This window comes from Gemmatimonadota bacterium, assembly GCA_026705765.1.
In the GTDB taxonomy this organism is placed as follows: domain Bacteria; phylum Latescibacterota; class UBA2968; order UBA2968; family UBA2968; genus VXRD01.
Genome location: JAPPAB010000055.1, coordinates 76,403 through 100,218, shown reverse-complemented (window position 1 = coordinate 100,218; position 23,816 = coordinate 76,403). Strand labels below are relative to the sequence as shown.

At 54.9% G+C, this 23,816-nt stretch carries 12 protein-coding genes; all 12 read right to left on the bottom strand.

Annotated elements, in window-relative coordinates:
* Positions 1-54: 54 nt before the first annotated feature.
* Positions 55-2,040 carry a hypothetical protein gene (locus OXH16_07505; protein MCY3681227.1) on the bottom strand — a complete coding sequence of 662 codons (1,986 nt, stop codon included), beginning with the start codon at positions 2,038-2,040 and terminating at the stop codon, positions 55-57.
* A gap of 30 nt (positions 2,041-2,070) precedes the next feature.
* Complete coding sequence (locus tag OXH16_07500) at positions 2,071-4,413, bottom strand: GWxTD domain-containing protein (GenBank protein ID MCY3681226.1); 2,343 nt, start codon at positions 4,411-4,413, stop codon at positions 2,071-2,073.
* A 7-nt stretch (positions 4,414-4,420) separates the two neighbouring features.
* Positions 4,421-7,897 carry a GWxTD domain-containing protein gene (locus OXH16_07495; protein ID MCY3681225.1) on the bottom strand — a complete coding sequence of 1,159 codons (3,477 nt, stop codon included), beginning with the start codon at positions 7,895-7,897 and terminating at the stop codon, positions 4,421-4,423.
* Between the two features lie 98 nt (positions 7,898-7,995).
* Positions 7,996-9,414 carry a glycosyltransferase gene (locus OXH16_07490; protein ID MCY3681224.1) on the bottom strand — a complete coding sequence of 473 codons (1,419 nt, stop codon included), beginning with the start codon at positions 9,412-9,414 and terminating at the stop codon, positions 7,996-7,998.
* A complete protein-coding gene (locus tag OXH16_07485) occupies positions 9,392-11,233 on the bottom strand; it encodes a tetratricopeptide repeat protein (protein MCY3681223.1) in 1,842 nt (613 codons plus the stop codon). Before OXH16_07485 ends, OXH16_07490 begins: the two co-directional genes overlap by 23 nt.
* Before the next feature lie 102 nt (positions 11,234-11,335).
* Positions 11,336-12,334 (bottom strand): PorV/PorQ family protein, encoded by a 999-nt coding sequence (locus OXH16_07480; GenBank protein MCY3681222.1) that lies wholly within the window; start codon positions 12,332-12,334, stop codon positions 11,336-11,338.
* A gap of 18 nt (positions 12,335-12,352) precedes the next feature.
* Positions 12,353-14,785 (bottom strand): hypothetical protein, encoded by a 2,433-nt coding sequence (locus tag OXH16_07475; protein MCY3681221.1) that lies wholly within the window; start codon positions 14,783-14,785, stop codon positions 12,353-12,355.
* Positions 14,786-14,895: 110 nt separating this feature from the next.
* Positions 14,896-18,150, bottom strand: a complete 3,255-nt coding sequence (locus OXH16_07470) for a TonB-dependent receptor (protein MCY3681220.1) — start codon at positions 18,148-18,150, stop codon at positions 14,896-14,898.
* 28 nt (positions 18,151-18,178) lie between these two features.
* The gene (locus OXH16_07465; GenBank protein MCY3681219.1) at positions 18,179-18,892 is read right to left on the bottom strand and encodes an outer membrane beta-barrel protein; all 714 of its coding nucleotides are present in this window, start codon (positions 18,890-18,892) and stop codon (positions 18,179-18,181) included.
* A 241-nt stretch (positions 18,893-19,133) separates the two neighbouring features.
* The gene (locus tag OXH16_07460; protein ID MCY3681218.1) at positions 19,134-20,630 is read right to left on the bottom strand and encodes a sodium/solute symporter; all 1,497 of its coding nucleotides are present in this window, start codon (positions 20,628-20,630) and stop codon (positions 19,134-19,136) included.
* Between the two features lie 2 nt (positions 20,631-20,632).
* The gene (locus OXH16_07455) at positions 20,633-21,406 is read right to left on the bottom strand and encodes an isochorismatase family protein (GenBank protein ID MCY3681217.1); all 774 of its coding nucleotides are present in this window, start codon (positions 21,404-21,406) and stop codon (positions 20,633-20,635) included.
* Positions 21,407-21,416: 10 nt separating this feature from the next.
* On the bottom strand, positions 21,417-23,816 hold the full coding sequence (locus tag OXH16_07450; protein MCY3681216.1) for a hypothetical protein: 2,400 nt from the start codon (positions 23,814-23,816) through the stop codon (positions 21,417-21,419).

The following is a 23,816-nucleotide window of genomic DNA, read 5'->3' as shown; positions in this document are numbered from 1 at the left end:
TTTGAATAATCCAGGTTATTACCTTTATACAGTTTTATGCAGCAATAGTTTCGATCAATACCATTTGTGAACGGTGTGTCCCTGGGGCATGAACCAGATTGCATCTACGACGAGGCCGAGTGCGGTTGACAGGACGTATGCCACGAGCATGCCGATGAAAAATGGTTTTGAGCGGCGGTAAAAGGGCGCTCCGCCAATGCGCAATAATGTGAATTTGATGAGCCAGGCGACAAAGATGGTGAAGCTGGTGAGGCGGGCGAGTCCGGTGCCCGATAGGGCGAGGCCAATGGGGTGCAGGGGCCACCAGGTGAATTGGTATCGCAGGAATAACAGGGCGTACATGGCGAATGCGCCGATGAGAAAGAACCCGTAGTCGATCTCTTCCATCGGTTGCGGCGAGATGATCGCGTTGACGGAATTTTGATATCCGCCTATGCCCGCGCGAATGATGAGCCAGTTTGGCGAGAAATTGTACCCGCCAATGCGATAGCCCAGCCAGATTGTAAAGAGAGTGGATGAGACGATGCCGACCACAAAAGCCACGCAGAGGCCGCCGAAGAGGGGGCGTTTGTTGCCGGTGATGAAGTCGGACAGGCGGTTGAGGTGCGTGCCCACGGAAAAGGTAAATCCGCGGAAGTGATCGATGGCGACAGATGCCGGATAGATCAGGGCATGAGATGCTGCTGGGATGGCGCGGGCACCGCCCATAAGCGCGGTTGTCAGTGTCCAGGCCCTGGATGGTGCCATGACGTAAATAAGTCCGGAATCGGCCAGGATTTTCGATAAGGCACCGTAGGTCAAGAACATGAATGGCAACAGGATGGCGAGGACTTTCCACGCCATGCCCGCTGCGGACAGCCAGACCAGTGCGTAGGCGACTGAAGCGGCGAGGCCGCAGAAGGCTGCGCGATAGGATATGAGTTCTCGGCTGTCGTCTATGTGCTCGCTTTTTGGATGGAGGGCTTTTTGAAATGCCTCTTTTAGATGCGCCCGCGCTATCCACACCCACCACAGAGATAGGGCGACAAATGCGCCCGTTGTTTGCCAGAGGTAGCGTTTGGAGGCGTAGTAGCGGTTAAAGGCCGCTATGCCCAGTTGGTCGAGGATGCCGGATTCTACGATGAATATGAGATCAAAGAGCCACATGCTGAACAATAATTCCAGGCTCGCAAAATACGAAAAGCATATTCCCACGGTGCTTATGAATACCCATTGCGGCGGAAAGTTCCGGCCAATGGGCACCCAGGTGCCAGCGGCGGTTGGAAATTTTGGCAGCGCGGGATGAAACCACGCGATGATGTTCCAGACGAATATCACGCCTACCACGCCAAATCCGGTCCAGAACATCCGTCCCTGCATAAACTCGGGCAAATAGGTCCGTCCCGTGCCGGGCTGTGTGGTCAGTTCGACGATGGGTTCCATGGCGGGATAGACCAGTTTTTCGTATTCCGCCCATTGTTTGCGCATGATGACCGAGGCACAAAAACAGGCGAGTGCCACTGCACATATAAAGGTGAACCACCAGAAGAGGGGACCGAGCCAGACAGACCAGGGTACGGGCGCACCGGCGGGCAAGCCGTCGTAGAACCAGTTCATTGCGCCATCGCGATTGGACGGTATGATCCATTCGGGGAGGTGCGGGTGTAAAAACTCTGCCCACCGGTTTTCGGGCGAGGAAAAATAGTAGGGGGTTACGATGACGCCGACCAGATATCCGCTTACGCCGTAGGTGGGACCGAGCGAACAGATGAAGCCCATTGAAAAGATCGCGAGCCATTCGCTCGGGGAAAAGGCAAAGCGTTTGCCAAAGTACCGCGCGAGCACACTGCAGACGATCAAACACAGCAGTGTGAGCATCAGATTGCCCATGGGCATGTGACTGTATGCCATGAAAGAGCTGTGCATGATGTATCGCGCGACTGTGGCCAGTGCGTTGATTGTAACAACCAGCACAAATCCGAAGATCAGCGATCGGACAGTGACCCCTTTGTTCGCAGGATCTGGCGAATCTGCAATTGGATATGTTTGTTGTGCGGACATGAAAAGGGAGGGGCTGGGGGCTGGCGTTGCTTACCGATTTCCTATTCGGAATATGCTTTCCCGAATAGCGATCTGGGCACTGTTGAGGTCTTTGACTGTCATGAGCAAGCGGTACCGCCCGGGTTCAACGCGGCCGATGTCCAGTTCGACGTAGTCGGCGATCCAGAGTTCGCGGCCCGTTTGTGCGTATTGTACGGTGATCAGTTCCCCATCTCTTCGCCGTATTCTGGGTTGCGAGGCGAGTTCGTGGCCTTTTTCCGGGGCAACTGCAAAGGCGACTTCGTAGCGCGTTTGCCCAAAGGTGTCTCGCGTCAGGTTGTAAATTTCAAAATAGACGAATATTGGGGTGCCGGAGAAAAAGGTGCGGGACGGCGATGTGGTGATGCGCCATTTGTCGCGCGCAGGCAGGGTGTCGCTCTGGTCCTGGGATACGGAAGTCGGTTCTTCAATATGCTGTGCGATTTGTAGATCGCTGAGCATCAAGCTGTCACCGGAAAAGTCGTGCAGGCGAACTTTTTCTCGATAATTGCCCAGGCGGTTGGTGTGAATTCGCCACATTTGCACGGCGAGGTCGTATTCGCCGGGGGATAGGGGTATGTCGATGCGGTCTCTGGCGATCAGGCTTTTTCCGCGGAGTCCTGGGGGAAGGGGTATGGCGACGTCTTCCCGAAGGCGTTTTGCTTCGCGATTCTGATCATCGACGAGGGCGATGCGGCGTTCGACTACGACTGTGGTGTCCGGGTCGTTGGACATTGCGACTTCATCTATTGGGAGGCCGATGTTGATCTGGAGGTCTGTTTTGCCATTTTCCCCGCGGAACGACAGGGCTTCGTAATAAAAGTTGAGGGGATCGAGGTCGGATGTGTCGTAGCGTTCGGGTTTTTTTGCCGCTGCTTCTGCGACTTGCGATGCGGGCGAGAAGTCGTTCATGAGTCTGAGGAATCTGAGTGGGGACCCGCGGGAAGCGACGTCATAAGCGTCTTCTCTGTCGATGGAGGGCACGGGTGCATAGTTGTAGATATTGGTGTGCATTTCGTCGGTGAATACGACTTCTATGCCGTGGTTGATGTCGGGATAGATCCACACTTCCCAGGGTACGCTGGAGAAATCGTTTCCGGCTGTGACGGGTTTCCACCCGCGCAAGCCGAGGGTGCCGTCGTCTTCTTCGAGGGGGAGGTTGCTTTCGACATTTCGAAGCGCGATGCGGACGGGAAATACGGGTCCGGTGTAGGTCGCGGTTGTGCCGGGGCGACCGTAGAGTTGAAATGCCAGTTTTTCCTGGATGCGCTGCACGGGGATCGGTATGCTGGCATTTGGTGCTCGCCAGGTTGAGCGGTAGTCCGGTTCGCCGTATCGGATATAGATTTCGCCTCGCTGGTCAAAGGGATATTTGTAACGCCCGAAGAAGGTTCGCGCATGCCAGACGCGGCGGTAGTGTTCTGCGCGTCTCTGGCTTCCTCCGGTTGTGCCAAAGGGGTCTTTGCGAATCCAGAAGGCGTTCAGAAAGGCGTCCAGGTCTTCGTTTGAGATCGCGCGATACGATGCGATTTCCTCCGGGGTGGCGATCAGGGAGATGTCTTCATAGATTGCTTTTTCCTGTGGCGATAGGGTTTCCAGATATTTTTGAAATACGGATAGGGCGTCTTCATAACGCCGCGAGGCCAGTAGCACTTGCGCCAATAGCGGAAGTCTTCGCGCATCGGTCATGTGCGCGGCAATCTGGGTTACGACGTTGTAGCGTTTTTCGGCCAGGAATTCAAGGGCAAATTCAAGTGCGGGTGTTTCGTCCTGCGCGCCGTGGGACAGGTAGGTGTTGTAGTGGGATAGTGCCTGGTGGATATCGCCTTTTTTGCGATAAAGACGCGCCAGCAACAGGTGGGTGGGGCCATAGCGGGGGTTGATTTGAAGGGCTTTGTTGGCCGCTTCTATTGCGTCTTTTTCTTTCCCTCGCGCCAGATAGGTTCTGCCGAGGACTTCGCGGCTTTCAGCGCGGTTGGAGTCGGCCTGTATCGCCTTTTCGAGGTGGGAGGTCGCGCGCTTGAGTTTGTTGCGATATTCCAGGAGTACGCGCCCCATTCCCAGATGGGCGTCTCCCTGATGCGGGTCGTTTTTCAGGGCGCGAACAAATGCGGCTTCGGCGCTGTCGGGCAGTTGGAGTCGGAGATAGAGATGGCCGATACGGGCCAGTAGCAAGGTGGAGTCCGCAGAACTCGGCACGGCTTCGTTTAATGTGTTGAGTGCTTCTTTGATCAGGGTTTTTCGTCCGAGCGCCTGGGCTTTGAGATATACGGCGTCCAGGTCCGTGTCTTCGGCGGAGACAGGTCCGATAAAGCAGAAAAATAGAAGGAAGTGTATCCAATAGCGAATATTCATAAGTATCTCACTGTGCTACGACAAAAAGGGCATTTTTAGAGGCGGTTTGTTCGCTGTTCAAATCGGTTATTACGACTTCCAGCGCGTAGCGTCCCGGTTCGCGGTCGCCCAATTCCAGTTCTGTATAGACGGTTTCCAGGTCCATTGCTCCGACCTGTTCATATCCCAGTAATACTTTTTCTCGTTTGCCGCCGAGCGTTCTCACCAGGCGAGATACAGCACCACCCACGCCTTTGCCTTTTGGTGCGATTGTGTATTCTACCTGGTATCTGGTCTGACCGAATTCATTGCGTTTCAGGTTGTAGATTTCGTAATAGACAAAGATGCTCTGTCCTTTCGGGTAGGTTCGCGTGGGCATGGGGACGACGTGCAACTCGCCTTTGCGGAATTTGTCCTGAGGACCGCCTTCTGCGACGCGCCAGGCGAGTTCCAAATCGCTCACTTTCATGGAGCGGGTCTGATATTTTTCCAATTCGATAATCTGGCGATACCGCCCCTGCCGCCCGGATAGGCGATCCAGGAGATGTACTTCCAGCTTGTAATATCCCGGCGGGGCGTCCAGGCGTACGACGTCGGGGATAAACGCGCCCTGTATGCCGGTTTGATCGCCTTCATTGCGATATCGCACATCGCCTGTGCGTCGATACACATCGCCGGTCTGTTCGTTTAAGAGGGATACAGTTCGCTCTACGACCATCTCGGTGGTATTGTGTTCGGCGAAGTACCGCCCCAGTGTCTGCGGGATTCCGGTATAGACTTCCAGCGCGCTTACGTCATTTTGGAGGCTCTGAAAATCCGCGAGGTCGTAATAGAATTCCAGGGGGCGGGTGTTTTCCGGGGTTGCGTAATAATCCGGTGTTACCCGAGCGGCAAATTCGGTGACTCTGCGGGGATTGTACCGGTTTAGCAGGGCCAGTGTGCGGATGGGGATGTTGGGATCCAGAGGCGCGGGCGCATAGTCGAAACTGCCGGTCATGGCTTCGTCGGTGAAGGTTATTTCGATGCCGCCGTTCACATCGGTGTAGATCCAGGTCTCCCACCGCACCATAGAGGCGTCTTCCGGAACAGAGACCGCGTTGAAATCCGGCTGGAGATCGAAAAATTCACTTCCCATGTTCCCGGCGTTGACGACTGTATTCGCCAGCCGTTCGTAAGTGCTGATGTCCTCTCCGGTCTGGTCATCGCCTGTTGCCTGTGCCGAACGCACGGTGCGCTGTTCTTCGTCTCCCGACTCGAGTCCCTGTCGCTCCCGTTCCTGTGACTGTTCGATGGCCTGCTGTATGGATGCGTCCTCGCGTTGTATCCTGATTGGGGTTGCGCCACTTAGTCGGGTTTGAAGTCCTCGCACGGGATATACCGGACCAAAGTAGGTCTGTTGTGCGGCTTCGCCACCAAAGAGCGTTTGTGCTACGCGCTCTTTTACCCGCTGTACTGATAGGCTTTGTTGCAGGTTTAACATGTTGGACCGCGACCGATAATCAGGCTCTCCGAAGCGGATATAGACTTCGCCGCGTCGGTCAAAGGGCTTTTTTCCCTCTGAGAAATTGGTCAGGGCATACCACACCCGCCTGTAGTGCTCCAGTTTGCGTTCGTTGGTCGCGGTGATCAAATTTGGATCTTTCAGTGCCCAGAATTGTCGCAAATATGACGAACGCGCCGCTTCTGTGTCGAGGCTGTTGTATTCTTCCAGTTCTTCGACGGATGCGAGGAATTGGATGTCTTCGTATAGTGCGCGGTGTTGCGGATTGAGGTGCGCCACATAGCGGGAGAAATAGGTTTGTGCCCAGTTCGGGCGCTTCAGTTCGAGACACGCCTGCGCCAGGATGGGCAGGGATGTTATTTCTTCGGGGTACTCGCGGATGTGGTCTTCCAGCAATTGGACGATGCGGTCGAAGTTTTTGCTTCGCAAATAGGCTCTTGAGAGCAACGCTCTGCCTTCCGGGTCTTCGGGCGCGAGTGTTATGTAGCGGGCATAGGCCATGGCCGCCTGTTCATAGTCTTCTTCCTGTTCTTCCCACCATTTGCCCAGCAGTTTGTAGGTCGGCGCATAGGTCGGGTCCAGTGTGATGACGTGGTCGAGGTCGCGTTTGGTGTCGTATTCTTTGAGTTTATATCGCGTCTGCGCCATGTTGAAACGGGCATCGCGGTGGATATTGTATAGCTGCGATAGCCGTTCATCTGGAGGCCACTGGAGGGCTTTTCTGAAATAGCGGATGGCGTTGTAGAGGCCTTTGGGCCGGTTTTGGAAGACGAGGCCCAGTCCGTTGTACGCCTCGGATAGGCGGTGGTTGAGGTCGATGGCGCGCTCAAAGGCGTCCCGGGCGCGGTCGTAATTCTCTATTTCTAAATAGGCATAGCCCAGGAGGCAATGCCCCAGTTCCAGATCGGGCGCGACATGGGTGAGTGCGGTGAGTATTGGTACGGCGAGGGTGTCGTTTTGCGATAGGAGGGTTTTGCCTATTGTTAGAAGGGAATCTATTTGTGTTTGTCCAATGAGGCGGTCCTGTACGCGATAGTTTTCGGTGTGTCGGACCAGTTCTACGAGGCGACCGGGGTAGAAATAGCTTATGACAATGGCTTCACCTGTCGCGGCGTTGGGTCTGTAAAAATAGCTGATAGACCGGGTTTTGTCTCGATCTACAGGTGCGCGGAACAGGCGGGCGATGGTCCCGGGATCTGCCCGGGATTGATCAACAGCCCATTTTTGAAGGGCGGACAGTTGGTCGGGCGTTTCCCCGCGGTGATCGCGGCGGTATGCGGTTAATAGTCTGGAGATTGCGGTGAGGTGGTCGCGGCAAACCCAGCGCGATCCGTTTTTTTGAATTTCTTGCGCGGCACTTTGAAATGCCTGCACGTAGTCCTGCATGGGGGATTCGGATAGGCCGTTTTTCGCGGATTGCCTGGCGAGTGTTTCAAAATGGCGCGCGGCTTGTTTGTAATAAGCGGCGGCTTGTTTGAATTCCCAGCGCGAGAGGCTCAGTTGCGCCAGACGCGCGGCGTTAAAGCCCGATGTCAGGTTGGACAGGGCGTTTTCACCGATGGCTGACGCGACCGGTTTTAAGCCTTTTATCGCTTTTTCAGTGGTCCAGATAATGGACTCCATGTCCGGATCATCTATCATGAGGATATCGCGTCCCGGCGACGTCAGTTCCCAGTATCGGGATGGTGCAAGGGAGATGGTGTGTCCCCGATGCAAGATGTCGCCAGGTGCGGGCAATACCAGGGGGATGGATTGGTAGATGATGGTTCCGTTTTCTGTTATTCCCAGTTGACCTGGTCGCCCGGGGAATATACCGAGACACTGTTCCCGTTCCGCACCGTCGGTCCACAGCTCTGTCAGTGCGATGCCGCTCATCTCTCGAGAGTAGGTCCACACCTGACCGGTCGCTCCAGTGTGGAGGATGAGATCCTTCTGAGCGTTTGCGGTGCTCCAGAGTACGATAGCTATGAGCCATGCGTATCTGACTATTGGTGAAGTGGACACGGTATGTCTCCTGAACGAATCAACGAATCAACGAACCCCGCCCATCCTCCCAAAAACAGTGTGTATTGCCATTCGTCTATTCGTCTATTCGCGCTTTTTCAATGCAGTTTGCGAAAAGCAGTCCAGCATACGCGCAGTAGCAAAAAGCCGTGCCGAAAGCGGTGGATTTGCGTGCTTCCGTACACCCGGTCCCGATATCGCACGGGTACTTCTACGATTTTGCGGACCAGTTTGGACGCGCCGAGGAGGAGGTCGAAATCGCCAAAGGGGTCAAAATCGCATACGTCTCGACGCGCTCGGGCCATCTTTTTGTAGTCCGAGGCGAACAGGACTTTGGTGCCGCACAGAGTATCCAGGATGCGTTGTCCCAACAGGCAGCTCAATACCCAGCCGAAGAATCGGTTGCCCAGAAGGTTCAGGAATCGCATGGCCTGTTGTTCCATGGGATACACGAGGCGGGATCCCACGGCGAGTTCGGCGCGGCCAGATATCAGGGCGTCGAAGAATTTGGGCAAGTCCTCTGGCGCGACGGTTAGATCGCCGTCCAGGATCATCAATATATCGCCTCTGGCTACGTCAAATCCCTGTCGTACGGCGTCTCCTTTTCCGACACCGGTTTGCTGGATCAGGCGGATGTCTGTTCCACGATACAAGTTCATGCATCGCTCGACTTCTTCGACAGTGCCGTCTGTGGAATTGCCCACGACAAAGATTAGTTCTGTGTGCGCGCCCATCACAGGTGTGCGCGCTATTGCGGTTTCTACTGTGCCGCGCTCGTTTTTGCAGGGTATTATTACCGAGCAGGATACTGAGGAGGCTTCCCGCGCGGGAAAGACGGGGCGCGCGACGAGTGTTTGTATGAGACACAGGCGTCTCAGTCCCGGTACTCTTGCCAAAACGCGATTGGCAAGCCATGCGAGCAGCGGCACGCGACGGGGTAAGAGCAGACGGCTTTCCCGTCGAATTTCTTCAAACCCCGATAGATAAAGTAAATTCTGAATGTCCCGGTGTGTCAACCAGTTTTGCACGGGTTCGGGCATTTTTAAGCGGAATATTTCCGCGGTTTTTAGCAGGGGTTTCCACAGGGGATTGTAGTGCGTGATCAGGACGCGGGAGCCGGGTAGTACGACTTTCCACAGTTCGCTGAAGACGCGCTGGATGTCCGGCAAGAAACCCAGCAGGTCCGATAAGATGATCCACTCGAATCGCTCTCCTTCGGGCAAATTTTCGGCGTGCCCTACGCGAAATTCGAGGTCGGGGTATTTTTTGCGCGCGCGTTTTATCATGGTTTCGCTGAAGTCAATGCCAAGTCCCCGCCCGGGTTTTAAGCCCGCGAGGAGGTCGCCGGTGCCGCATCCTATGATCAGGACGGACGCCCCTTCGGGTATCGCACAACGGCAAAATCGCTGGACTTCTTCGTGGTAGGTGCGGTTGCGCCTGCGCCAACGGTCCCGGTTTTCGGCGGCTTCGTCGAAAGCTTTCCGAATGGCACGGCTATCGGGAAGGGGGTTTTTCATTGAGTTTTTCCAATTCTCGGCGTGCTAGCTGCGCGACTTGCGGGTCCCCTCGCCAGAGCTCTATAAAGCGCGTGTACGCCTGTATGGCTGCGGTTTTTTCGCCGTTGTCCCGGTGGGCTTTTCCCAGGTTAAAATACGCTTCAGCCCAATTTGGGCGCAGTGCTATGGCGCGGGCATAAGCGGTAGTGGCCTGGCCGGGACGGTCCAGTTTTTCGCGGATTACGCCCAGGTTGTAGAAGATTTCTGCGTTGGTTGGGTCGAGTATAGCTGCTCGTTCAAAGGCCGAATGCGCGTCGATTATTTGTCCGGCCTGCATTGCTGCGAGTCCTTTGTTCATGTAGGCTTCGATGTAATCCGGTTCTATTTCTACGGCTTTTTGATACGCGTCTGTGGCGTGCTTAAAACGGTTTGTTGCGGCGTAGAGATTTCCCAGGTTGTTATAGGTGAGGGCACTTTCCCGGATGGATAGTGCTTTTCGATACACTGTTTCGGCATCGGATATTCGACCGCGTTCGGACAGGACGTCGCCCAGGGCGTGTTGCATTTTCGCGCTTTCGGGATACGCTGTTACTGCACTTTGATAAAGTGTTAAGTCGTCTCGCCAGTCCGCGTTTCGGATAATGGTTCGGGTGCTATAGGCTATGATGATGAGGGCGGCGAGGGCAATGGTGACTGTTTTGCGGTGTTTTTCAAGGTGTTCGAATCCCAGGCCACACAGTGCGAATAATCCGAGGACGGGGATGTATAGAAATCTCTCCTGGAAGATGGCGTTGATCAATACGAGCGTTTGAGATACGGCTGAATAGGGTATAAAGAATAATGATAGAGCAAAAAATACGCAGGGCCAGCGCTTGTAAAAAGCACCTGCCCACAATAATAGTCCTGCGATGCCGAGGATTGTGCCCGCTATTGCTTCGGGTGTGAGTATAGAGGTGATGACGGGTATGGCGTTGTAAGAGTAATCTACGGATAATTTGATGGGAAACAAAATGAGAATACAATATTTCCAAAAGAGTCCGGCGGCTGTCAGGAGTCTGTGGTCGAGGGGCTGATCTATGAGTGGGTTGTTGAGAGCGAGTATATTTTCGGCTGAGAATCCCAGGTTCGCAGCGACTTTTCGAATGATTAGATAGAGGACAAAAACCCCGATGAAGCCAGCCCAGCGCGCGCTGCGTTGTAACAGGAGATTGCGTATTCCATTGCGGGACAGGGTCAGATCGACGGCGATGATCAGCCCCAGCACGGTTATCGCGCTTTCTTTGGAGAGCAAGGCGAGAAAGAATCCCGCGAGGGCCAATCCGTAGTACTTTTCCGTGCCCCGGTTGTGCCAGAGGATGTACAGGAGCAGGGATGATAGAGAAAACAGGCCTGTCAGTAGATCTGCGCGCCCAAATGTTATGCCGGCGACGACTTCGGCATGGATGGGGTGTACGGCAAATAGCAATGCGGCGAGGGTCGCGCCCCGCTTCAAGCCCAGGTTCAAGCAGAGGAGATAGGCGAGGAGGCTGTTGACCACGTGCAGGATTGTATTGGTCAGGTGAAATTGGAACGGCCAAATCCCGCCCAGGCCATCCAGCATAAAAGACAGGACTGTGAGGGGGCGGTATTGCCCATTGACGTTGGCTTCGCCTTCATATCCGGCCCAGTAGTGCGTGGTTAAAATGCCCCACACATCGGCTTCGCGCAGCAAGCGGTTGCGCTCAATCAGAAAGTGGTCGTCATAGACCAGTCCGTTGCCCAGGCTGTTTGCGAATACCAGAAAGGCCGCCAATCCCACCGCGACAAGAGACCAGGTTTTCCCGCGTTGATTTACAGGCATTTTTTGCACAGAATACAAAGGGCGATTGCCAGGGTGCAACCCCGGCAGTCGCCCAAAAAGTGTACAAACTATGGTCATCGCAGAAACTGCGATAGCCGCTCGTTAGAACGTGCCGCCTATTGATATGCGCAGCGGCGAGTCAAACAAGGCCACGCCGTCGATATCCTTCAGCAGTGAGTAGGATACATCTATGGCGAAGGTGCGCCCACCCACTGTCTGCTTGACGCCAGCGCCAAAGGCAAAGGATTCGAGGTCGTAATTCCACTTATAGCCCGCGCGCACAGCTACCATGTTCTGGACCCAGAGTTCGGCTCCAAAGTGATAGCGTTGCTCGAAATCTACGGGGAATACGCTCTCGGCTGCCAGCGTCAAATAGGTCGGATCGCCTTTTTCGCCATAGACTTCGGCGGCCAGGCCCATGTTGTAGGTCAGGGGCATCAGGTAGGAGAATGCCTCTTCCCTGGCTTTCTGATCTGGGCCGAAGTTCTTGAACGACATAGCCACGCGCAGGCTTCTGAACCCGGTGTAGAAATGACTGCCCAGATCTATGGTAAATGTGCTGGTTTTTTGCGTGTAAAGCTTTTCCTGCACATAGTTGGCTTTGGCGCTGAACGAGAATTTGTCTGTGAATTTTATGGCGTAGAGCAAGCCCACCGCCATGTAGTTCACATCGACAAATTGACCCGTTCCACTCGGCTGGAAGATGGTGGTTTCTTCAATGGGTTCAACCTGCTGTGTAATCAGGCTGATACCCAGAACTTCGCCCCGAGACGAGTGGGTATTGAAGACGGCTGCCGCCGAATACAGTTCTGTGCCTGCCAGCCATTTGGTGTAGTTGGCCTGATAAGAGAATCTTTCTACATGGGTTAGCCCGGCGCCGTTCCAGAAGATGGCGTTGATATCATCGGCAATTGCCGTGTATGAATCACCCATCCCCACGGCACGCGCACCCTGTCCAATTTTCAAAAACTGCATGCCTGCGATGTTGACTTTCTTGACCCCTTCGATCGCGGTTACGCCTTCATATTCAAGCCCCAGAGCGGGACTGGCGATCAGCAGCAGGCTCAGGAACGCTGTAAGTATGAGATTTTTCTGTTTCACAATGAATACCTCCTTCGGCTACTTGATCACCACAAAGGTGCCGCGCTGAATCTTGTTTTCGCTGCCCGGGGTTTCGGATACGACGACGAAGTAGTACAGTCCGGTCTGGATTTCGCCAGCCAGATTGTACGTCACCTGCCGAAACGAGGCTTCGCCCCGGTCTGGATTATCGTGCGAGAGGGTATAGACCCTGTCGCCAGAAGCCGAAAAGATGTGGATTTTGCACTTTTGAGGAATCCCCACAAAGCGCAGATTTCGGCTTCTCGGATAGTTATGCTTGTCATCCACAAAATAGGGATTTGGCACCACTGTCACCTTTCGGTCGAGCTGATCGGTTTCGGTAGTGGTCGGCTGGAAGGGCCGTCTGTCATCGGCGTCGTAGGTGCGCGCAGTGGCAGGTCCCCAACCGCTTTCGTACCCACCTGTGGCATTGGCGCGCGCCCTGCCCGTGGGCAGATCTCCTATTGCCATTCCACCGCCCATCCAGGCGCTATATCCACTGTTGTAGGGGCGCACCGAGTAGTGATATGCAAACCCGGCGGCGGTATCCAGATCTTCATACGTGTATTTCCCACCGGCGAGCGACCACTGGCCGTTGAGGCTGGAACCGCTTTGCCCCTTCAACACGGTGTCGTGCAATTTCCAGGGTCCCCATCCGAACCAGGTGGAGCGATAGACGCGGTAGCCCGCGATGTCCTGTTGCCCGGTGTAGGGATTGACCGCACGGTCGGCGTCGTCGGCCCACGAAATCTGTTGGCGGGCAAATCCGCTGGAAGTCAGGTCATCGGCGGAAATAAACGCGTTCGTCGGTGCCGGTGGATGGTGGAAATTGGAGTCGTAAATAAAGTGCGCGAGTTGCAGATTCTCAAATGCCGCTTGTTCGCCCAGGGTTTTGAATTCCTGGATCTTTGTTTCTACCGGCGCATCCGAACGGTCCCAGGTCAGTATATCCTGGTTCTTCATCTGAGCCGGGTGACCGGCGACATAAGCCATCACGATCTTGGCACTTTCGCCTGCCTGAAGTGTGTACGGACCATAGACTTGCGAGAAAATGTAAAATTTTCGGTCATCTACATTGTTCTCATTCGGGTTGTCTTTGACTCCCCCTTTTAACATGGCACCATACATCTGGGACTCGGTGTCTTTTTCAGTATAGGGATCGTCAAAGTCGTCTTTGGACCGCGCCTGCCACCACTGCGCCGAGAAGGGCTGGTCGCCCTGTGGCTGGACGTATTTGCCCATGTCCCGGCTGTTAAAGGCATGTAGTCCGGGGGCATCGGTAAACGCGATGGGCGCCATCACGATGTGTTGCGGTGCTCGAAGTTGGCCTTCGGATGCATCAATTGCATCCGAATCGGTATGGCCCAGTCGTTTGAAATACGGGTCGCCCGTGTCGTCGTATGGCGACAATGGGTTGTCGGAATCGCGGAAAATGCTGGCTTTATACCCGGGGGCAAACGCACCTGTGTAGTTGCTCGCATCGGAATAAAAATAAATATCATCCACACCGCGACCAGCCGACGTCACATAACCATCCCAGCCAAAGGCTTGCAGAACGCCCATTGCTGCGGACACCCAGGAGTTTACAAACGAAAAATAGATATCGTGCTGGGTAGGCGTGGCACCGGGATTATCTACCAGTCCATCCCCGTCGAAATCACCCGTGTTGGTGAATGTCAAATCCACCAGATAAAAATCGTCAAAGTCCGGGTGGCTCCAATTATAGACCCGCCGCGTTACCTGAATACCCTGTTTGATGTGTACCCAGCGGGTGATGATGGTTTCTTCGGGGAGCGACAGATCGACGATATAGCCACTCAGATTGTAGTTTGCAATGACCAGGGGGCCGGTTTTGGAGGGATCTAACTCGTTCCCGTAATAGCTTCCAAAATCTGCCTGTGTTACACCGGGCCAGTAATTGGACAGGGTCGGTTCTGATCCACCGCCGCTCCAGCCGCCCACGGTGCCCAGATCATTTGCCGGGTCTCCCAATAAGCGCAGTGGGTTGGGGATGCCCCAGTGTTCTTCTGGGTTCCCTTTGGGATCATAAGGCAATGGACGAATAAAATCCCTGATCCACGGCGAAGGCCGCGGCCCGGTCAAACTGATTTGTCCGTCGGATGTCAAAATCCACAAACCATCGCCCATCGAGGTTTTGTAGTCGTTATAGACCTGGGATTTTGGTCCGCTCGTGAATTGCGACAACACCTGTCCGAAGGAACCCGGTCCCACGCCATTGTGGGGATAGGCATTTCGGTCGCCGCCGCGGTTGATTTCGGGGCTGCCTCCCTGGATACCCATGTTGTTCCAGGAATTGGAGATCAATGCTCTGGTGTTTTCCCTGAAAGGGATTATGTTCGGGTCGAATTGCGCTGTGGCATCAGTAGCTATAATAGCTCCCATCGCAGCGCATATTGCGACCCATCCTGTAAAAATTTTAAATCGCGTCATATTATTCCTCGCCCTCCTTAATGACTGCCTGTGCCTGCCAAGGATTCACTGGCAGGCAGGGGTTTCGGAAAGGGTATGCGAGCGGGCACGAGACCCACTCGCACAACCCGCTACCAGTTAAATCGCACGCCTACCTGGGTCAATCTGGGTGTGTGCGCGTAAGTGCGATCGCGCACGTCGCCGTATTGCAGGTAGGTGCTGTCGGTCGGTCGGGGTCCGTCAACCCCGTAGTAGGTGTAGTCATTCCTGTTGGTCGGGCTTGTCCGGTCTTTCTGATTAAACAGATTGCGTATATCCAGGAAGACCGAGGTCTGAACCCGGGACGTCATAGCAAAGGTCCTTTCCAATGCCAGGTCTGTTCGAGAATCCATAGCCAGTTCGCGGTAGGGCCGCACGCCACCTTCTGGCGGGCTGTAGAGGAACAAGCCTCCCGTTTCAACCCGCGTGACCAGGTTGATGCGCATATTGCGCAATACTTTGCTGACGATGGCACCGCCCCGTTCGTAATCGGCCGGGAAGGATGCCAGCATTGAGGCGGTTCCAAATTGCCGTCGATCTCCCCCGCGCGGTTTCAGGAATAGCTGGGTATAACCGCCGGTGAGCAGGTAAACGCCCAGGTCTTTGGTCGGTCCCTCGAGGGGGCGCAGGCCATCCCATTCGCCCGTGCCCAGGGTCTTGCCATAAGCCTGATTCACAGTAGCGGACTCGTATCGGCTATTGGCCCGGACAGCTATCAGATCAATATCTTCCTGCGACATCATTACGGGCACTTCACTGCCCGAGGAGTGGGCATCCCATCGTACCCACAAATCGGGAACCGGCACGCCGAATTCGGGATGCGTATAGGCGATGTTGACGGCAGCTCTTCTGACACCTTCCTCATCCATGTAGATGTTGCGTATCACGTTGCCGCGCTTGCCCGTGGTAAATGACGCCCACTGGTAGTTGTAGGACAAATTGAACGAGAAGTTGTGGCTGAACCGCTTGCGCAATGCGAGTTCCACGCCCCGCGTATCCCCATAAGCACCGTTGTCCAGGGTGCGGGAATAGCGAATGCGACTGATGCGCGGTCCCTGCCAGGTTTCGTTGGGATAGTGGGTGAATTGCTCGACCTCAGAGCGATAATAAGCCGTTAGTGCGATGGTATAGTCCGAGACAAAGTTCCAGTCTGCACCCACTTCAAATGCGGTGGTTTTGGCGGGGCGCAACAGGTGCGTGCCATTTCGACCGCTATAAGTGGTTTCGAGATTGTTGTAGCGCTCTGTGTCGTCGATGCGGCCGTTGCCGTTGACATCTCTGTCTTCGGCTTTGCCCGCTACCCAGAAGTCTTCGCCAAAGTAGAACCACAGGTCAGCCCATTGCAGGTAAACACCCGACGAGAACCGGAACTGCGCCCGTTCGGTGATGGGATGCGAAATTCCGATGCGGGGGCTAAATACCACGTGCCAGGGGGCTTGTGTTGACCAGATCGATCCTTCGTTATAGGCGTAATCTCGTGCCAGAGTGGGTCTGCGGAACATTTCGGAACCGCGGGCACTGCCGTGCGTTATTCTGCGGGCATTGGGATTGAAAGCATCCATGCGCAATCCCAGGTTCACGATCATGCCCTCAAATTCCATCTTGTCCTGCACGTAAGCATTGATGGAATACGGCTTGACGCCGTCCTCTCCAAATCGACCTTCATCTGCCACAAACATCAGGTGTCGATCCGCAGGGGTGGCATTGGCGATGATCATCATCATGATGTCCCGACGCATAAATTCAATACCGCCCTTGAGCAGGTGGCCCTTTGTCACCTGAGAGGTCAGATCTACCTTCAGGCCCAGGCGGTTGCGGTCGGCCACTTTCCAGCGGGCGGCGGTTCGCCCGGTGTTAAACCAGTTGGCTTCGCCCCTGTTGTTGACCGATGTTGCGTGATATACGCCGCTGGTATCTGTTAATGAGCGGCTGCGCGAGATGCGCACTTCGTAAAATGTTTTGGGCGAGAGTGTATGGGTCACGACCAGATATTGCATTTCTTCGCTTTCCATGCGCTTTCCAGCCCCCGACCAATCTGGCGGCAAAAACAGATCCCGACCACCGTTGCCGAGACCCCGGTGTACGCCTGGAAGTGAATCTGCCGTGCGGATATAGGGATCGGCCACGCCGTCTGACCAGTATTCGTATCCCTGGTAAAGTCCGCCCAATTTGAGCTTCAAATTAGGGCTTGGTCTAAAGGTGAAGCTACCGGAAAGCGTCAGGTTATCTGGACCCGTGGGGATAAATCTGTTGGTATCGTTGTAAAATCCCGTCTGCTTGGATCCCGGATAGCGATTGGCCAGGCGGCCGTGTTTTGCCGTGGCGACAAAGGAGACATTGGTGCCAATGGGACCCGTGAGATTTGCCTCTGCATCCCAACCGCTGACCTCTGTGTAGTCTTCCCGGATATGCAGGGGTTCGCCAGCCAAGTCTGTCAGTATCTGGTTGTCCAAACCCAGATCGGGACGCCGTTCCGTCAGCCAGTTGGGATTGTCCCACTGCATTTTGTCCTGATGTTGGGGGGCGTCATAGACATTCATACCCCAGTGCTTTTTCCCGGCAGGCTCATAGCGAAATTCGCCCCAGCCATTGTACTGATTGCCGCCGTCTTTTGTCACGATTTGTACCACGCCAGCCTGTGCATTGCCAAATTCGGCGGGTGTTACACCGGTGAGCACTGACAATTCCTGGATTGCCCCGCGGTTCACGGTTCGGAACTGTCCGCCAGCCCCGCGGCCATCGTTGTAGTTTATCCGTATGCCATCGACCATATAGGCCACGTCGCTGCCCCATACAACATCGCTGTAACCGGATCCGGGGCCGCCGACTCGGCTGCCACGCAAGCGGTTGCTACCATCTACTGCCACGCCGGGCTGCAATTGCAAAAGCTCGGATGTGTTGCGCACGATGCTCAAAAGGCGTTCGGTTTCTTCGACGGTTACGGTGTATTTACTCGTGGTTTTGTCTGGTTCCACGAGTGGACGATCCGCAACGACGACCAGTTCGCCGAGTTCTACAGCGGCTTCTTTGAGCGAGAAATTCACGGTGACGGTCTGATCGACAATGATCAATACGTCCTGAACCTGGACGGTCTCATAACCGACGAGCGATCCGGTGAGGGTGACGCGTCCCGGGTCTGCCTGGATAATTGCGTAATACCCATCGGCATCGGTGACAGCGCCGCGCTGAGTGCCTTTGATCACTACGTTGGCCCCCGGCAGTGGTTGTCCGCTGTTATCTCGCACAACCCCGTTGATCTTACCCGTGCTACCCGCCCACAGGTCGCCGGTTCCGGCAAGCAGGAAACCAACAGTCAGAAAACTGAAAAACAACAGTCTGTGCTTCATAGCACGACCTCCTTAAAGGGTGAATGGGTTAACGCCAGAAATAAAACTTAACTCCGGCTCCTATATCGAAGAACATTAACGGGCGAGCGCGTTCCAGTTCGTAAAAGAGCATGGGTCTCAATTCGCCCACGACGAAGTTTAAGCGCCCGCGTACATCCAGACTGATATTATCGGTGACAAATGCTTCCATACCCGCACCCGTGGTGAGTGCTATGGTGGTGCGTTTGTCGATTTGCGGATCCATTACGGTGTTTAAGTCGATTGGATCGCTGGTTTGAGCCGGCCACACCAGGTTGCTGTTTTCGGCGTTATAACGGAAAAAACCACCGCCGAGGGCTATGTAATGGCGATAGTCTTTTGCCCGAAATCCGTGTTGCCGATTCTCTTCGCCCACAAAGACGAGCGCGTTTACGGCTACGCTGTTAAACGTCATTGTCGATGAAGCGTTAGGGCTGGTGTATTCCCGACCGTCAATCGGGTATATAAACGGTTTGGACGCGAGTTTCCCGTTGTCGAATTTGGAATAGTGGTATTCCACTTCAACGGTTACGAGGTCGCTGGCCACATAGTTCACGTTTATGCCGTATTTCCCCGCCTGGTCGTAGCGGTCCCGCAAGTTGGACAGGGGTACGTGGTAATTGGCAAATCCACCGAGACCCCATCCGTTCTGCTGGGCAAATAAATCACCCGATGCAAGTACCAGTAATACGCTTGCGAGAAAAGAAGTCAACGTGCGTGTCATAAACTCTCCTTTCTACATCTCGAGATGATGCTACTCTCAGTTAAAGGTTGACGAGATACAGAGTGTACTAACCTGAACTGTTCAGCGTATTGGCCTCACCTCCATTTTTTAGAGATTTTAATAATAAGTAAAAATAAAACTTAACAAGACTTAAAAAAACAACGAGTTATATGCCATGATAGCTCTATTGATATGGACATGTCAAGATTTTTTTTTGTTTTTTTTTAATTCCGGCAGCGCCCTATCGAGAAGTCAATTTGTCGAACAAATTTTTGACTTCTTTTTCTTTTTCCTGGGTGCGCGTTCCGATCCATCCTTCGCCGAAGTACAAGCATAGGCCGACGAGGATTTCGCCGCCGGTATAAATGGCGAAGTTGTCCGTTATTTGTACGAGGACGGCGTAGGTCAGTAGGCCGCCCGCGAGGGCTAATATCGCGCCCCGCGCTGTGGGTTTTCGGAAGAGCATGCCGAACATTAGAGGTATTGCTATGGGGGATAGGAGTGCCCCGAATATCTGGACGGTTGCGGTGAATACTTTTTCCGCGCCTTTGCTTTCGGCGATGATAACGCCTGTGATAATGATGGCTATTCCAAAGATCAATGTGACGATTTTACCGACCCGGAAGAGTGCTTGCTGTGTCCAGGCGCGCTTGATATTGCGCTGATAGATGTCTTTTGTGAATACGGCGGCGAGGGCGTTGAGGTCGCTGTCGATCATGGACATGGTGGCGGCGAACATGGAACAGATCAATAGGCCGATCAATCCGGGCATGAGTCCGGAGAGTACGCGCTGGGCCATCAATACGTAGGTTTGCTGGAGGTCAAAGCCGGGCAGGGGCGCGAGCGTTACGGGGTCGAAGTATTCGGTGAGTATTAATGGCGCGGCCCAGGCGGGCAGGAAGATGACGATGGGGTATAGCAGGTAGAGGAATCCGGAGAGTAGCGCAGCTTTTTGGGTGTCCCGCGGGTCGGATACGGATATGAATCGCTGCGCCAATCCCCAGGTGGCGCCGTTGTAACTGAAGATGACGACGATGAGATAGACCAGCCAGAAATCGATTCCAATGCCGGATTCGGCGTTGAAGAATGCGCCGCGTTCGGCGGGCAGTTGTTTCCACAAGGGGTTCCATCCGCCGATGTTGTCGAGTACGAGATAGAGTACGATTAAGCTGATGAAGAGCTGGACGACAAATTGGATCAGGTCGGTTAATACCGCGGCCCACAGTCCGCCTATGAGGACGTAGGCTACGGTGATTATGCCTGCGACCAGTACGACGGGCAATACTGCCCAGCCCGTGACGGTTTGTACGACGACGGAGATTGCGTAGAGTTTGATGCCGAGGTCTATGAATTTGACACCGATGCCAGAGAGTGCCACCAGAAAACGCACGGAGTTGCCGTATCGCGCTTCGAGATATTCTACGGGTGTGAGTACTTTGAGTCGGGACCAGCGCGGTGCCCAGACGAGGCAGCCGATCATCATGGCGATAAAACACGATAGGGAGAATAGGGTCCACATGCTGAATCCGGCGGTTGCTGCCCGTCCCGCAAAGCCCACGAAGACGACTGCGCTGTATCCAGAGACGTGGTGGGATATGGCGGCCATCCACCACGGGAGGTTGTGCCCGGCGGCGAAGTACGCATCTATATTCTGAGATTTTCGTTTGGCAATCCCGCCCACCCAGGCCATGAGCAGGGCGTAGAGAAAGATGACGATGAAGTCTGTGGGTGATAGCATAATTACCCCGGCAATCCCGCGATTAGTTCCTCCGATGTCAGAGAATAGTGTCCGAACATTTCCAGGAAGAGTACGGCGCCCCGGGTTTGACCGAGGGTTTGGTGTGTTTCAAAGGATTCCATTCCGGTGGTGCAGTCCCGAAGGAGGATGATTTCATACCCGCGGCGACCCATTGCGAGGGTTCCGTAGTCTCTCATCAAGATGCAGGCGTTGGTGTTGAAGCCGAGATAGAAGAGGAAGAGTATGTCCTGTTGTTTGCACCAGCGGTGGAGTTCTTCTCCTGTGGAGATGACGGCTTCCTGTCCCTCGACCTGTACGAGGGGATGCATTGCGAGTCTGGCGCGGATTTTGGTGAGTTCTTCTTCGCGTGGTTCTATGGGTCTCGCATATTGTTTATATATTCCCGTTTTGTTGCGAAATTCAGTGGGAGGCCAGTTGTTTTTGGCGTTGGTGGATGTTTCTCCTTTTTCGATCAGGTTCACCCAGGATGGATGCGCTTCGGCCAATCGCGGTGCCGGGGCGTGAACGATGGGCATTTCCGCTTTTCGACAGGCGTATAGGAGGGGGACGATGTTGTTGTGTACGATTTCCTCGGATCGGGCCGCGGTGTCTTTCAGGTAGTGATGCGACCAGATATCGACGAGTACGAGTGCTGTTTGCGCTATCGGGATTTTCCAGTTGAGGTGGGCATAGCTCGTGTTCTTTTCGATCCAGACGACGCCTTTGTCAACGTGCCAGCGGTAGTAGCGAGGGGCGATGGTTATTTTGTTTTGCATGTGTTCTCCTTCAAGCTATTCGTCTGGTTTCTCCACGGCTAATGGTGTGCGTGCCGTCTTCTCCTGCGATTTTTACTTCTGCATGTTCGGAACTGGAGGCGTATAGTGCCCCGTCGGCTATGGCGTCTATCCGCACGTCGCCTTCTATGTTCAATATTTGGGTCGCGCGGAATAGGCAGGCTGATTCGCCGCCGATGGGGATGCGGTAGAGGGCACGGTTTCCATGGGTTTCGAGGATGGTGCCGGGGAAGATGGGGAGTTGTTCGGTTCTGTTTGCGGTGAATGTGCATATTTGTTGTGCGGTACCAAAGTTTGCGGCGGCGAGATATTCTTCGGTTATGAGGCCGACGCTGTTTTCCGGTGCGGACAGAATTTCGAAGGGGGTGTTGGGTGTGTCGGCAGCAGTTTGTTCGGGGATGAGCAGGGCAGTGAGACGACCCGCTTCTTCGCCTGCGCGAAGGGGTTTTTCGTCCGATAGGCAAGATAGTGTGAGGTCGTCGGCTATGGCGCGGTAGGGGTTGAAGTAGTGCCGGTTGTGATAGACTGTGTCGCCGTTTCCGGTAAAGTGTATGCCCAGGCGGTTGTCTATGTTGAGATAGGGGGGATGGCTCAGGTTGTCGATTATATCATCGGATTCTGATTCGCCGTGCCAGCCCGCGTACCGGGTTTCGCCGTCGGGATGATATAGTACGCGCTCGCCGCGGCAGTTGGGGGCCAGGTGCGAGAAGTGTTCGTTGGTGATGCGCAGGAATCCCTGGTTGAGTTTTTCCAGTACGAGGTCTTCCCGGGCAGTGAATTTTTCAAAGGACAAGATGCGGCCGTCTGGCAGGCTGGCAAAGAGTACGTGCTGGCGCAGGGATTCCTGGCAGCGGTCTATGACGAGGGCGACGGCAAAGCTGTCGTCGTATTCGGCTACGCGCACGGTTTTTAGGCGGTGGCTGTCGGGTCGGTTTTTTACGATGGGTGTGCCGAGCCATGTGTCTGAACAGGGGGCGATGGTGTAGATGCCTTCCCGCGTGAGGGGCAGGGCCATGATGGAGTTGCGCCAGGCAAATGAGGTTTGTCCATGTGGGTGTCTGTGGTGTACAAATCCCGCGTGGGGAAAGTGGCGTACGCCCGAGAGACGAGATTCCATTTCTGCAGTGGGTGAGGGCGATGGGCCTGGTCCAAGGAGGCGATGGAGGAGGTAGAGGCCAGCGGCGCCCGAGATCGAGACTTCGCGCATGATCATGGGGTCCTGCTGGTCGTGTGCTTTCTGGGCGAGGTGAGGGTCGTACATCCGTCCTCCATTTCCGCGCTGTCGGCGTTCGGCATGTTCCAGGCCCAGGCGTTCCATGGCCGCGGCGTCCGGGTCGTCGAAATATACGGCGGCTATGGCGTGTGCGGCTATGGTTGCGAATATGTTTAGATAATGCCAGTCCATGCCCTGTACGGCCTGGGCATAGCCGCCGCCGTCGGTTAAGGCTTTGAGGTTTTCGTACACGCGTTGTTTGTTCCAGAAGAGTTCTGGGGGTAGTTCGCGTCCCCAGAGCCGGTACAGGCAGCCCACACTCATGAGGGGAGAGAGGCCCGAGGCCGTGTAGCTGGGGTGGACCATGCCGTGGTTTTCCGCGAGGTAGTCGGGTAGTGCTGTGAATATTTTTGCGGTTAGGGTTCGCGCGGTTTCGCGGCCTACAAGGCCCAGGTCTTTGGCGTCTTGTGGCGCGGCGCATGTGGAGAACATCCATCTGCGGGCGGTTGCTTCCCAGGCTGCGGCGTCCGCGTGTTTGGATAAGAATAGGAAACAGGAGGTGAGCCCGTGAGAGGTCCAGGCGTTTTCTTCCATTTGGGTGTCTGTATAGACGCCGCTTTTGGGTGCCATGTTTCCGAATCGCGCGGCGTAGTCTTCGTGTACGCGGGCGACCATCATCCAGGTTTCTCGATCGATCCATTCTCGCAGTAGCAGACAGATGCGCGCCAGGCCCGCAACGGTGCTGCCGCACTGGCTTTCGCGGAAGAAGCCTTTGCCCCGTTCGCCCCATTTGGTGCCGCAGTTTTCCGGGCGGCCCAGTCCTTCTGAGGGACGCACGCAGTCTTCGGGACCGGAGTCGTGTGTGAAACAGAGGTAGCGCACGCCTTTGATTGCCATTTCCCGCAGGGTGTCGCGGGATACGCCCGTGGATGTCTCGTCGTATTCTGGAGACGTACTGGCGTAGGCAAAGGTTTCGGCACAGCTGATGGTTTCGATTCCATACCAGTGACATCCGCCGAAGAAATGCCCGCAGTTGGGGCGGTCGGGCCAGTCGGCAAAGTACGCGATGCCCGTTGGTATCCACTGTTCGATCATTCGGAGGTAACGGCGACTCATTTCGTTTTCAGTGTCGGGAAGGTGCGGATGCTGCAGGTCTGTGATGTCGGTCATGCATAGCAT

Coding starts and splice junctions, on each gene's coding strand:
- OXH16_07505 (MCY3681227.1), bottom strand. CDS start 2,040: ATGTCCGCACAACAAACATATCCAATTGCAGATTCGCCAGATCCTGCG.
- OXH16_07500 (MCY3681226.1), bottom strand. CDS start 4,413: ATGAATATTCGCTATTGGATACACTTCCTTCTATTTTTCTGCTTTATC.
- OXH16_07490 (MCY3681224.1), bottom strand. CDS start 9,414: ATGAAAAACCCCCTTCCCGATAGCCGTGCCATTCGGAAAGCTTTCGAC.
- OXH16_07485 (MCY3681223.1), bottom strand. CDS start 11,233: ATGCCTGTAAATCAACGCGGGAAAACCTGGTCTCTTGTCGCGGTGGGA.
- OXH16_07475 (MCY3681221.1), bottom strand. CDS start 14,785: ATGACGCGATTTAAAATTTTTACAGGATGGGTCGCAATATGCGCTGCG.
- OXH16_07470 (MCY3681220.1), bottom strand. CDS start 18,150: ATGAAGCACAGACTGTTGTTTTTCAGTTTTCTGACTGTTGGTTTCCTG.
- OXH16_07465 (MCY3681219.1), bottom strand. CDS start 18,892: ATGACACGCACGTTGACTTCTTTTCTCGCAAGCGTATTACTGGTACTT.
- OXH16_07460 (MCY3681218.1), bottom strand. CDS start 20,630: ATGCTATCACCCACAGACTTCATCGTCATCTTTCTCTACGCCCTGCTC.
- OXH16_07455 (MCY3681217.1), bottom strand. CDS start 21,406: ATGCAAAACAAAATAACCATCGCCCCTCGCTACTACCGCTGGCACGTT.
- OXH16_07450 (MCY3681216.1), bottom strand. CDS start 23,816: ATGCTATGCATGACCGACATCACAGACCTGCAGCATCCGCACCTTCCC.